Below are 12,188 nucleotides of genomic sequence, written 5' to 3'. Positions count from 1 at the left end.
CGTCGTCCCGTACGCCGTCAGCTTTGATGCGCCTCGTAATGGGCGACCGCCTCCGCGGTGCGCCCGGCGCCGTAGACCCTGAGGAACTCTGCCAGTTCGGGCTGGGTCGGGGCGAGGGAGTCCGCGGCATCGATGATGTCGCCGGCCGCCGCGACGGAGCGCAGCAGGGACTGGATCTCTCGGACCACCCGGCGCACGGTCGGCGCGCCCGAGGTGTTCGTCGTCTGGCTGGTGCCGGTGAGGACGGAGCCCCCCTGCGACTTCTTGATCTCCTCCATCCGGTCCGTGGCCTCCCCGGCGCTGACGCTTCCGTCGGCCACCTGACCGGCCAGATCCTGCAGCGCCTGGACCCGCTGGACCACGGCCGGATTGCCGATCTTCGCGCGTTGACCGCTCATCAACTGGGAGAGCATCGGCGCGGAGAGTCCGAGGACCGCCGCGAGCCGGGCCTGGTTCAGGCCCAGGTCATCTATGAGTCGACGGAAGAGCGCCCCCAACGGCTCCCCGTACCAGCTCCGCTGAAGTTCTCTGGCTCTGGCAGTCGATTCCTGCTGTGCGGCGTCCATGCGCGTCTCCCCATCGCTTCCCCAATGCGGCAGCTTCGCTGCTGCGAACCTCGTGGGGCATCTTACGGAGCGTGGTCGTGCACGGGGAGTCCCAATCCTTTTGCGGGATCACTCGGTACAGCCGGTACTCTGGTCCCGGTGATGGGCGAGCGCTGCCGGGCGGTTCGGTCGTACCCACCCACCGAGGGGCCTTAGCTCAGTTGGTAGAGCGCTGTCTTTGCATGGCAGATGTCAGGGGTTCGACTCCCCTAGGCTCCACTCCTGCACTCCTTCTGACCTGCGGAAACGTGGTTTGAAGGGGTGTTTTCGTGTCCGGCGACAGGCGCAAGCCCATCGTGGACAAGACCATTCGATGCGGTGTCCGAGCGCGGGAATGGCTGGCCGGGGGAGTGCTTCGTGGTCTCTTGCGTTGAGCGCGGGGTGACGTCAGGTGCTGAGGACATGCCGGAGTCGTTGAAGGGCTCTCCCGGTCCGATGAAGGCCGGGGCCATGCTCAACGGGCGTTGTGGTGGTGCTCTGCTTCTCTGTGGAGGAAGTCGATCAGGGGTGTCCGCCTGAGGGCGTGCATCCAGGGCGGTGGCCGACCAGTCGTCCCGCTCGCCGGTATCGGCCTCGGCCTGACCGGCCGTGAGCCCGGCTCAGGCGCGGGCTTTCCAGGGCGTCGACCAGTGACTGGTGGAAGTGGACGTCCGGCTCCACCGCGGCGACGCTGGAGTCCTCCCCCTCGGCCAGTTCGCGGATCTCCGCCTGGGCGGTGAGGGCGGCGGCGGGAATCCGTGCGTGAGTTCACCGAAGGGGTCGGCCGCAGCGGGTGTGAGGGTGGCAGTCCACATGGAAAGAGGTCCCCTGACCCGCGGAAGCACAGGTCAGGGGACCTCTCCGGTATGAGCCTTCCCCTCAGTGGATGTGCGAGCCCCCGTTGACGTCGTAGGTCACGCCGGTGAGGTAGCCCGAGTCGGGCCGGGCCAGGAAGGCGACGACGGCGGCTACGTCCGTGACGTGGCCGACCCGGCGCATCGGGATGTCGGCGACCAGGGCGGCCTTGCGCTCGGGGGCGAGTTTTCCGTCCGTGATGTTGGTGTCGATCAGGCCCGGAGCCACGGAGTTGACGGTGACGCCGGACGGTCCGAGTTCGCGGGCCAGAGCGCGGGAGAAGCCGAGCAGGGCGGCCTTGGCCGCCGAGTACGCGACGCCGCCGAAGACGCCGCCGCCGCGCTCGGCGGAGACCGAGGAGAGGTGGATGATCCGGCCGAAGCCGCGCGCGGCCATATCCGGTGCCAGGCGCCGGGTGGCCAGGAAGCTGCCGCGGACGTTGACGTCGAAGATCCGGTCCCACTCCTCGGCGGAGACGTCGAGGAATCGGGTGGGCGAGGTGATTCCGGCGTTGTTGACCAGTACGCCGACGGGCGGAAGCGCGGTCTCGACGGCATCGGCGGCGGCGTTCACCGCGTCGGGGTCGGTCACGTCGGCGGCGATGCCGAGCGCTTGTACGCCGTGGGCCGCGGCCACCTCTCGCGCGCTGTCCTCGGCGGCCTCCTTGTCGAGGTCGAGCACGGCGATGTGGTAGCCGTCGGCGGCCAGTGCGTGCGCCGTGGCCCGTCCGATGCCCCGGGGTGAGCCGGCGCCGGTGACGACGGCGGTGCGGGGCGTGGTGTGGGAGTGAGTGGTCATCCGGACTCTCCTGGAACGTGCTGGGGCGGGGGACAGGAGGCAGAGGGGGGTCGGCCTGGGAAGGGGGACGGCGCCATCACAGCTCTGCGCGGACGCGCGCCTTGATGGCATCGACGGACAGTCCGTACCGGTCGTGCAGAGTGGGCAGTGCTCCCGCGGCCAGGAATTCGTCGGGCAGGCCGATCGGCACGATCCTTGTCCCGGCTCCGGAGGACGTCCCGGCTCCGGCGAACGCCAGGCAGGAGGCCACGGACTCGGCCAGGCCGCCCACGAGCGTGTGGTTCTCCAGGGTCACCACGAGCCGTCCCTTGGTCGCCTCGCGCAGAATGGTCTCCCGGTCGAGCGGTTTGATGGTCGGGACGTGCAGAACGGCCACGTCGATATGGTCGGCCTCCAGATCCCGTGCCGCGGCGAGGGCGCGTGTGGTCATCAGCCCCGTGGAGATGAACAGCACGTCGCGGCCGCCGCGCAGCTGGGCCGCCCGGCCCAGTTCGAAGCGGTAGTCGTACTCGTCGAGCACGGTGGGCACAGCGCCGCGCAGCAGTCGCAGGTAGGTCGGCCCGGGGGCCGCGGCCAGGGCCGGGACGGCCTGTTCGATGTCCACGGAATCGGCGGGGTCGACGATGGTCAGGCCGGGCATGCCGCGCAGGATGGCCAGGTCCTCGGTGGCCTGGTGGCTGGGACCGTATCCGGTGGTGAGTCCGGGCAGCGCCCCGACGACGTTGACGTTGAGGCCCGGTTCGGCGATGTCCAGGCACAGGAAGTCGTACGCGCGGCGGGTGGCGAAGACGGAGTAGGTGGAGGCGAACGGGACGAGGCCGACCTCGGCCAGGCCGGCGGCGGCGCCCAGCATCACCTGTTCCGCCATGCCCATCTGGAAGAAGCGCTCGGGGTGAGCCTCGCGGAAGACGTGCATGTCGGTGTATTTGGCCAGGTCCGCGGAGAGCCCGACGATGTCCTGACGCTCCTCGGCGAGCCGGGCCAGCGCGTGTCCGAAGGGCGCTTTGGCGGTGCGTTGTCCGTCCTCCGCGATGGAGGCGATCATGGCCGATGTGGTGAGCCTGTGCGGTGCCTGCGCGGCCGGCGCGTGGGCGTTCATGCGTCGTCTCCTGTCCGGTGGGTGCGCGAATGAGGGCTCCGCCCGGCCTCGATGGATCCGGCCGGGGCCGCGGGGTCGTGGGCGTGTCTCCCGCAGGGCACGGGGTTCTGGCCGCCGGCACTGTGCCCCTGCGCCAGTTCGTCGCGGGCGATCTGCCACTCGTCCGGTTCCACCCGCATGAAGTGCGCCTTCTCGCGGGTTTCCAGCAGTGGCACGCCGCGTCCGATACGGGTGTCGCAGACGAGCACCGCGGGCGAACCCCGGTGGGCGCGCAGTTCGTCGAAGGCAGAGACGAGCGCCTCGATGTCGTTGCCGTCCACGCGGATGGTGTGCCAGCCGAACGCCGCCCACTTGTCCGTGACGGGTTCGGTGCGCAGCACGCCGCGGGTGGGGCCGTCCGCCTGGAGGGCGTTGACGTCCACGATGGCGGTGACGTTGTCCAGGCCGTGGTGCGCGCAGGCGAGGGCCGCCTCCCAGGTGGAGCCTTCGTCGAGTTCGCCGTCCGAGAGCAGGTTGTACACGTGTGCCCGGCTCCCCTGATGGCGCAGGCCCAGCGCCATGCCGGTCGCGATGCCGAGCCCATGGCCCAGTGAGCCGCCGGAGATCTCCATGCCGGGTGTGTACGAGGCCATGCCGGACATGGGCAGCCGCGAGCCGTCCGCGCCGTACGTGTCCAGTTCCGCGGTGTCCAGGACGCCGGCCTCGGCAAGGGCCGCGTACAGGGCGATGGCGTAGTGGCCGATCGAGAGCAGGAACCTGTCGCGCTTCGGCCACTCCGGGTTGTCGGGCAGGTAGTTGAGCACGTCCTTGTAGACGACGGCGAGGACGTCCGCGACGCCGAGAGCCTGGCCGATGTAGCCCTGGCCCTGGATCTCACCCATGTCCAGAGCGTGCCGTCGGATGCGGTACGCCGAGTCCTGGAGCGTCCGGATCCGCTCCATCCGTGCGGCCCGTGTCTGTGCGTCGTCCGGGGGAGCGGGTTTCTGGGGGTTTTCCTGCGGGTCGAGTGACTGGGCGGGGGCGGATCTGGCAGTGGTCGGGGTCACTCGTTCTCACTCCTTGATGAGTTGGGCTGCCGCCATGGCCGGCTGCCTCCGCAGGGCGCGGTCGGCGTCCGCCCTCTCCACGGCTCCCCAGGTCTCCCGCGTCAGCAGCGTCGCGACGAGGCCCAGCAATCCGTAGAAGCTGAAGAGAACCGCCGGTCCGGTCCAGCCGGTGCTGGAGTACAGGGCGGTGGCGATCAGGGGCGTAAAGCCGGAGACGACCGCGGAGAGCTGGTAGGCGAGAGAGGTGCCGGCCGTGCGGGTCTTTGTCGCGAAGAGCTCCGAGAACCAGGCGCCCTGGACTCCGGCGAGCGAGTTCTGGCAGACGGCGTAACTGACCACGAACGTCACCAGGACCAATGCCGCGACCTCGGTGTTGACGAGAAGGAACATCGGGATGCCCCACAGAAGGGTCACGGTGCAGCCCGCCAGATACACCGGACGGCGTCCGATCCGGTCGGAGAGCCGGCCCCAGAACGCGGTGGCGAAGATACCGAGGGCGGCGGCGGTCACCAGGGCGGTGAGGCTCACGGCGCTCGTGACGTCCGGTGCCTCGTCATCGCCGAGGTAGGACACGATGAAGGTGACCGAGATGGCATAACCGGCGGTCTCGGCTATCCGGAGGCAGAAGGCGCGCAGTACGTTGCGCCAGTCGTCCCGCAGCACCTCGATGAGGGGGTTCCTGGAGACCTGGCCCGACTCCTTCAGTTCCTCGAACTCCGGCGACTCGTCGATCTTGAGCCGGATGAGGATGCCCACAACGATCAGGACGGCGCTGAGCAGGAAGGGCACGCGCCAGGCCCATGTGCCGTCGAAGGTGCGGGAGCTGAGCAGAAAGGCGAGGTTCGCGAGCAGCAGCCCGACGGGGAACCCCGCCTGCGTGATGCCGGTGTACAGGCCGCGCTTGTGCCAGGGCGCGTGTTCGAACGTCATCAGGATCGCGCCGCCCCACTCGGCACCGAAGGCGAGTCCCTGCACCACCCGTACGGCGACCAGCAGGACCGGGGCCCAGACGCCGACTGTCTGATACGTGGGCAGGCAGCCGATGAGGACGGTCGCGATGCCCATGATCAGCAGGGAGCCGACGAGAACCGGCTTGCGGCCGACACGGTCACCGAGATGACCGGCGATGATGCCACCCAGCGGGCGGGCGGCGAAGCCGATCCCCAGAGTGGCGAACGACAGCAGCGTCGCGGAGAGCGGATCGGAGTCCGGGAAGAAGGCGTCGCCGAAATAGAGGGCGGCGGCCGTGCCGAAGCCGATGAAGTCGTAGGTCTCGATGGTCGCGCCCACGCCGCACCCGACGGCGACCTTCAGCCGTTCCGGTGACCCCTCTGGCTTGTGCGGTACCGCCCGCCCGGATGGTGTTGAACCGGTCATGCCCGATCCTCCTTGATCGCAGCCCGCGCCGTCCCTGGCACTCTGTCGACTGTCAACAGTCGAGAGTTGATAGTGGGCGTGGCTTCAGGGCATGTCAACCCTTGGGACAGCGACAGGCCCCACCCGGTACGTCGCCCGGGCGGGGCCTGTGGGTCTGAGTGCGTCGCGGCAGCGCGCCGCGTCGTCTGCTAACCCGCTTCGTTCCTGGGGTGCGCGTCGTCGGCGGCGTCCGGTCCGTCGGGAGCGGCCTTGAGCTTCGCGATCGCCGAGGCCATGTGCTCATGGAGCACCCGCATGGCCTCGTCCGCGTTTCCGCGCTCGATCGCGTCGACGATGGGCAGGTGATGTGCGGCGGACATGCTGACCTTCCGCCGTTCCCCGGCGGCACTCATCACGACGACGCGCGTCGGTCCCTCCAGATGGCGCCAGGTCTGCATCAGCATCGAGTTGCCCGACAGCTCGCAAAGGCGGAAGTGGAAGGCGAGATCCGCCTCCACCTGCGCGCTGAAGTCGCCGGACGCTTCGCCGAGTTGGTCCAGTGCCTCGCGCAGGGAGGCGACGGCGGTCTCCTTGCCCGGCGAGGCGATGATCTGCGTCACCGCGAGCCCCTCAAGGGCTTCACGCACCTGGAAAAGCTCCTGGACCTCCGTAGGCGTCAGGCTCCTCACGCGGAGCATCCCACGGCTGCCCGCGACCACGAGCCCCTCCTGCTGGAGATGGCGCAATGCCTCCCGTACGGTGCCGCGGCTGATGGACAGCCCGGCCGCGAGCTCGACCTCGCCGAGATGATCGCCCGGCCGGTACTGGCCGGTGGTGATCGCTGTGCGCAGAGCCTTCAGGGCGCGTTCGCGCAGCGTCGAGCGCTCAAGGCTGGACAGTGTCGGCGCGGTCACGGTCGACGCCCCCTTAGTTTCACGCTGCAACATTCTAACGCAGCTCCTGTGTCAACTGTCGACAGTGGTGGGCTGGGTACGTTACTCAAGGCGGGACGAGCAAACAGCACGCGTTCGGAACCGGTGTTCACCAGGACCTGGCCGCCGGGTGCGTCTGCCAGGCGCGGCAAGGTCGGAAGCCTAATGATTCCGGGGGCACAGGTGGATTGGGATTGAAAGAGCAATCACACGTGGCAGTGTGCCCACGAGTGGACACATCGAGTCGGGTCAGCCGGATCGGGCAGGATGGAGCGGGGTGGAAACAGGCTGGAAAGTCCGATTCTCGCGCAAGGGTTTAGTGAAGTTGCAGGTCAGGACGATGCCCGGTTCGGGTTCGACTCCCCTGGGCTCCATGTGAATACACCCCTCTGACCTGCGGAAACGCGGTCAGAGGGGTGTATTGGGACGGGTCCGGGGCGAGCCGCGCGGGTCGGCCGGTGGTCGTTCTCCGCGTTCGTCGCGGCAGCGGGTCAGTGCGGGAGAGTCAGGCCGGACTGCCATGCCGCGAAGGACAACTGGTCCAGGGACAGTTCGAGTCCGCGGCTTGTGGCCCGTGGACCGTGGCCGGCGCCCGCCTCGACGCGCAGGAGTGTGAGGCCTCTTCCGTCTCGTCCGGGGGTCGGGCCGGTGGCGTGTTGCAGGGCGGCGCACATCTTGCGGGCGTGCAGGGGGTCGACGACGCCGTCTCCGTCGGAGACCGTCAGGAGGACGGCGGGGTACTCCGTGCCTTCGCCGACATGGTGGTAGGGCGAGTAGCCGAACAGCCAGTCGATTTCCTCGGGGACCGCGGCGGAGCCGTACTCCCCGGTCCAGGAGGCGCCGAGGCCGGTGTGCTCGTAGCGCACCATGTCCAGTACCGGTGCCGCGCAGAGGACCGCTCGGTAGCTGTCGGGGCGCTGGGTCATAGCGGCGGCGACCAGCAGGCCTCCGTTGGACTCCCCACTCAGGACGAGCCGGGACGGTGTGGTCCACCCCGCGTGGCAGAGGGCGTCGGCGGCGGCGTGGAGGTCGTCGATGGATTTCTGCTTGTGGGCGCGGGTGCCCGCGCTGTGCCAGTCGGCGCCCTCCTCGCCACCGCCGCGCACATGGGCCACCGCGTAGACGCCGCCCGCCTCCACCCACGCGAGCACGTCCGGTCTGTACAGGGGTTTGTAGGACAGGCCGAAGCCGCCGTACGCGTAGAGGATGGCCGGGCGGGGTCCGCTGGGACTGTCCCGCGGCGCGAGGACTGTGACGCGTACGTGTGTTCCGTCGGGGGACGCGCAGGTGATCTGGTGGGTGGTGCCGACTGGGTGCCGGGTCGGATCGGGGCTCCGGGTATCCGTCCGGTGGCCCGGCGGGGACGCCCACACGCTCGTGGTGTGATCCCGTGCGTCCCAGCGCAGGACGGTGATGGGGGTGAACGGGTCCGTATACGTGAACCAGGCCTCGTGCTGCCTGCCGCGGATCTCCCCGACCCACCCCCGGCCCGGCGTGGCGATGTCCCCGAGCTGTGCCCCCGTCTCCAGGTCATGCACGGTGATCTCGCTGATGGTGTGACGGTTGCGAACGACCAGGAGCAGGGCTCGGTCCAGTTCCGGGCCGTCCAGGATCGTGAAGTGTTCCAACTGGGCCCGCGGGTCCTCGGGGACGAGATCCTTCCACTCGCTCGGTGAAGGGGCTCTCGTCGCCTGGAAGTCCGTGACGTCGGCGACCGCCAGTCGACGGTGAGGGGCACCGTGGTCCGTGTGCAGGTAGACGCGTCCGTGGCGGGAGACGACCGCACGGGTGCGGGCGTCGACGCCTGTCTGCACGGGTACGAACACCGGTACCCCGTGGGAGGACGTCGTGAGGTCGGCGATCCATACGTCGTTGCGGCGTACCGCTCCGGTGGTGCGTGTCACGATCAGCCAGCGGCCGTCCGCGCTGAGACCGACGGTGTAGGAAGCTGTTCTGGGGCCCGCGTCGCCGAAGACGAGTTCGTCGTCCCTGTCCGGGTCCGTTCCCACGCGGTGCAGCCACACACGCCGGTGATAGTGCTCCTCCCCCGGAGGCACCTCGTGCGGCGGCAGGCGCCGTACATAGAAGAACGCCTCGCCACCGGGCAGCCAGGCGACCGGCGATCTGCGGCAGCGGTCGACAGGGCCGTCGATCACATCGCCCGAGGCTATGTCCAGGACCCACAGAAAGCTGCTGTCGTCGCCTGCCACCGACGTCTGGAAGGCGAGCCGGCGTCCCTCCCGGTCGAGCTGCCAGGTGTCCAGCGTGGTACGCCCCGTCGGGTCCAGTACCGCGGGATCCAGCAGAACCCGTTCGGTGCCTTCGCCGTCGACGACGTGCAGGGCCGCGTGTTCCTGTCCGGGCAGCCGCTGCATGAAGAACCGCTGTGCTCCGCGCCAGACGGGCGGCCCCGTCACACCGGGGGCGAGCAGTTCCGCCATGCGGGCGCGCAGCCAGGGACGGCCCGGCAGAGCGTCCAGGGCCTGGCGGCACAGGGCGTGCTGGGCGGCCGACCAGGAGGTGGTTTCGAAGCTGTCGGATTGTTCCAGCCAGCGGTACGGGTCCGTGACCCGGTGCCCGAAGAGGTCTTCCACCAGCTCCTGTCGGCGCGCTGCCGGATGGCGCAGGTGCATCACTGACCACTTCCCTGTTCGTCCATGAGTTCCGCGATCAGTGCGACGGTGCGCCGGACCTCCTCCTCGTCCCAGGTGACCAGGACGCTCAGGTCGAGGAGGTGCAGCAGCACGCGCAACGCCGCGGCCCGTCCGACCGCGGTGTCGCCGGTCTCGCCGTAGCCGCGGAGAAAGGCCTCCTCAAGCTCTTCCCAGCCGGCCTCGGGGCGGGGCAGCCGGGCGGCGAAGAACCGCATCTCGCGCAGTTCGGCGACGACCCAGCCGACGTCCCATTGCCGTGGGGCGAAGCCGATGTCCTCGCCGGCGAGGAGCACGTGGGCGGTACCGTGCCGTTCCGACGGCACCAGTTTCCCGAGGCTGGGAGCTCCGTGGACGAGCGTGAGCGGTTCGCCGGGCGCGAGCTCACGCAGCCATGCCTCGACGCGACGCCAGCGGTCCGTGCCGAGCAGCGCCCGCACCAGGCCGTGCAGTTGACCGGCGCGGCCGTGGGCCGGGGCGTCGGCCCACGCACGCAGTCGCCGCCAGGCGGGTGGGAGGGCGTAGCCGCCGGTGTCCCGGGCGGGCAGCGGGGTCGTGTGCAGGCGCCGGAGCGTACGGCCGAACTCGTGCAGCAGGGTCTCCGTACCGTCCAACGCCCGACCGGCGGGCGAGGGGGCCGGGGGGTCCGAGTGGGGCGGCGGGTTTCCCAGAGTCAGGAGCCTGGCCAGGGAACTGCGTCCCGGCAGTTGCGGGTAGCGCAGTTCGCCATCCTGTGCGCGAGGCAGCGCGCAGCGGACGCCCGTGCCGTCGGCCGGGCGGGCCTCCAGGGCTCGCAGCGAGTCCAGGACCGCCGGGGAAGGTGCTTCCAGCGGCTCGGTCCGGCTGTCGCCGGCTGTGCGGACCCAGGTGAAGAAGCCGTCATCGGGGTCCGCCAGCACTTTGGTGCGGACCAGTCCGCTCCCGTACTTGGCTACGACTGTCACGCCCGCCCGCCCTCGCCCGGCCCGGCCGCGGGATCCGGCGGCTCCGCCGCGAGTTCGGCGTGCAGCTTCTCGATCAGTTCCAGCAGGGACGGCAGCGGAGCGGCCGCGTTTCGTCCGATGGCTCCCGTGGTCACGCTGCGCCCCGGCTCCGGGTCGGCCACCACCACGTTGGGGCGTGCCCGCAGTGCGGCCAGATGGGAACGCATGGCATGGCTCTGGAAGCCGCCCGGGGGAAGGGCGGGGGCGAGGCCGATCGGGGCGGTGCCGCACTGGAGCGCCAGCATCACCGGGGTGTCGGCCAGTCCGAGGGCGAAGCGACTGACGAAGTGGAAGGTGGCGGGGAAGACGGCCACCGCGTCGGCCCACTCGGCGAGTTCCACGTGCGGGGCGGTGACCTGCGGTTCGGCGGGCCATTCATCGTCGAACAGGCGAGCGCCGCCGATCGCGGTGAGCGCGGCCGGGGCGACGAATCGGGTGGCATGCCGGGTGAGCGCCACTTTCGTCTCGATGTACGAGTGGTTCTCGCGCAGCCAGCCGACCCAGCCCGGCAGTGAGCAGACGCCGAGCGCACCGGTGCCGACGAGGAGCAGGCGGCGGAAGGAGTAGGAGGGCTGTACCGGGTCTTGGCCGACGTCAGGCATGAGTGGTCCTTTGCGCTTCGATGATCGTGCCGAGGGCCTCAAGCGACGCGTCCGTTCCGTCGACGGCCTGGATGCCGATCACGCTGAGTACGACTTCGTCGACGCCGGCCTCGCGGTAGGCGGACACGGCCCGTACGACGTCGTCGGCACCGCCCACCGCCGCGGTACCGCTCTCGATGAGCCGGGTGACGTTCTTCGACAGGTCGTTCCGGTCGAGCTCGATGCCGGCGCGGCGGAGCATGTCGGCGTAGTGAGGTGTTCCGAGGTGCGCGTGGGTGGCGGCCCGCACGATCCGAACGTGGTCGCGGTCCGGTGCGTCGAGCGAGACGTGGACGACGGCGGTGACCCGCGGGCGAGGACGGCCGGCTCGCTCCGCACCTGCGGCGAGCGCCGGAATGATCACCTCCGCCAGATAGGCGGGGGGCGTCAGCCAGGTGATCGCGACGTCGGCCAGTTCTCCGGCGAGTTCGGCCATTCTGGGCCTGAGCACGCCCAGACCCAGTTCCACCGGTGGCGTTCTCAGGGCGGTGAGCGCGCCGGCCATCGCGTAGTAGTCACCGGCGAGGTCGACGCGGTCTCCCGCGAGCAGGCCCCGGACGATGGTGGCGTACTCGCGTACGGCGGTGAGCGGGCTGGTGTATCCGTGCCCGCGCAGGGCTCGGACGAACGGCTCCGGCCCTGTGCCCAGTCCGGCGACGACGGGCTGACCCGTCAGAGCGGCGAGGGAGCGGGCCTGGAGAGCGGCTTGGAAAGGGTGCCGCAGTGGCATGAGGCTCAGGCTGGTGCCCATGGGGATCCGGGCGCCGGCTCCCGCGGCGTAGGCGAGCGCGGCATGTGGCTCGACAAGGATCGACTGACCGGTCCAAAGCCTCTCGGCTTTTCCCTTCCTGACAATGTCGGCGAAGGGCATTACTTGTTTTCCGGATACGGGCATGAAAGGAAGGAGAACTGACGTGCTCATTCTCGCCGCCATCCTTCGGGACCCGTTTTCTGTCGGGCCTTTTCGGTTTTTGGGTTTCCGGTTGACCGCCCGTGCGGCCGGTCGGCGGCGATACCGCGGACCGACCGCACGGGACAGCGTCTCAGCTGGCTCGTCAGCAGTCGAAGCTGGCGGTGACGATTACCGAGATGATGGTCTGCGGCGAGGGGGCCTCGTCGGGCGTGGCCTCGTCCGCCATCTCGTTGACGTCCGCGTAGGCGTCGAAACCGGTGGCCAGCTCGATGTCGTTCATAGCTTTCTCCTTCGATTGAGAGGGATTGGCTGTGCTGCCGAAAGGAAATC

General features: G+C 69.7%; 11 protein-coding genes and 1 tRNA gene. 1 reads left to right on the top strand and 11 read right to left on the bottom strand.

All coding sequences use genetic code 11. The features are described from left to right. Positions 1–17: 17 nt before the first annotated feature. Positions 18–566, bottom strand: a complete 549-nt coding sequence (locus AB0M67_RS08270; RefSeq protein WP_365743945.1) for a DNA-binding protein — start codon at positions 564–566, stop codon at positions 18–20. A 185-nt stretch (positions 567–751) separates the two neighbouring features. On the opposite strand from AB0M67_RS08270, the gene AB0M67_RS08265 reads away from it, so the two are divergent. Next, a tRNA-Ala gene (locus tag AB0M67_RS08265) sits at positions 752–824 on the top strand. A gap of 639 nt (positions 825–1,463) precedes the next feature. Here AB0M67_RS08265 and AB0M67_RS08260 read toward each other — a convergent pair. The 10 genes from AB0M67_RS08260 to AB0M67_RS08215 all read right to left on the bottom strand — a co-directional run bounded on the left by AB0M67_RS08260 (position 1,464) and on the right by AB0M67_RS08215 (position 12,138). Further along, on the bottom strand, positions 1,464–2,237 hold the full coding sequence (locus AB0M67_RS08260; protein WP_365743943.1) for an SDR family NAD(P)-dependent oxidoreductase: 774 nt from the start codon (positions 2,235–2,237) through the stop codon (positions 1,464–1,466). Positions 2,238–2,313: 76 nt separating this feature from the next. Next, a complete protein-coding gene (locus tag AB0M67_RS08255) occupies positions 2,314–3,336 on the bottom strand; it encodes a transketolase C-terminal domain-containing protein (protein WP_365743941.1) in 1,023 nt (340 codons plus the stop codon). After that, positions 3,333–4,382, bottom strand: a complete 1,050-nt coding sequence (locus AB0M67_RS08250) for a transketolase (RefSeq protein WP_365743940.1) — start codon at positions 4,380–4,382, stop codon at positions 3,333–3,335. Before AB0M67_RS08250 ends, AB0M67_RS08255 begins: the two co-directional genes overlap by 4 nt. A 6-nt stretch (positions 4,383–4,388) precedes the next feature. Continuing rightward, a complete protein-coding gene (locus tag AB0M67_RS08245; protein ID WP_365743938.1) occupies positions 4,389–5,759 on the bottom strand; it encodes an MFS transporter in 1,371 nt (456 codons plus the stop codon). 188 nt (positions 5,760–5,947) lie between these two features. Beyond that, a complete protein-coding gene (locus AB0M67_RS08240) occupies positions 5,948–6,652 on the bottom strand; it encodes a GntR family transcriptional regulator (RefSeq protein WP_365743936.1) in 705 nt (234 codons plus the stop codon). Between the two features lie 509 nt (positions 6,653–7,161). After that, entirely contained in the window at positions 7,162–9,303 is a 2,142-nt protein-coding gene (locus AB0M67_RS08235) for a prolyl oligopeptidase family serine peptidase (RefSeq protein WP_365743934.1), read from the bottom strand. Next, the gene (locus tag AB0M67_RS08230; protein WP_365743932.1) at positions 9,303–10,265 is read right to left on the bottom strand and encodes a hypothetical protein; all 963 of its coding nucleotides are present in this window, start codon (positions 10,263–10,265) and stop codon (positions 9,303–9,305) included. The genes AB0M67_RS08235 and AB0M67_RS08230 overlap by 1 nt, the downstream gene beginning before the upstream one ends. Then, positions 10,262–10,906, bottom strand: a complete 645-nt coding sequence (locus AB0M67_RS08225) for a flavoprotein (protein ID WP_365743930.1) — start codon at positions 10,904–10,906, stop codon at positions 10,262–10,264. Before AB0M67_RS08225 ends, AB0M67_RS08230 begins: the two co-directional genes overlap by 4 nt. Continuing rightward, on the bottom strand, positions 10,899–11,816 hold the full coding sequence (locus AB0M67_RS08220; protein ID WP_365743928.1) for an LLM class flavin-dependent oxidoreductase: 918 nt from the start codon (positions 11,814–11,816) through the stop codon (positions 10,899–10,901). The genes AB0M67_RS08225 and AB0M67_RS08220 overlap by 8 nt, the downstream gene beginning before the upstream one ends. Before the next feature lie 184 nt (positions 11,817–12,000). Next, positions 12,001–12,138 carry a hypothetical protein gene (locus AB0M67_RS08215; RefSeq protein ID WP_365743926.1) on the bottom strand — a complete coding sequence of 46 codons (138 nt, stop codon included), beginning with the start codon at positions 12,136–12,138 and terminating at the stop codon, positions 12,001–12,003. Positions 12,139–12,188: the final 50 nt, after the last annotated feature.

It is taken from the genome of Streptomyces sp. NPDC051662, from assembly GCF_040681655.1.
GTDB lineage: Bacteria > Actinomycetota > Actinomycetes > Streptomycetales > Streptomycetaceae > Streptomyces.
The sequence above is the reverse complement of the archived record's forward strand: the minus strand, read 5'-3'. Positions and strand labels throughout refer to the sequence as shown.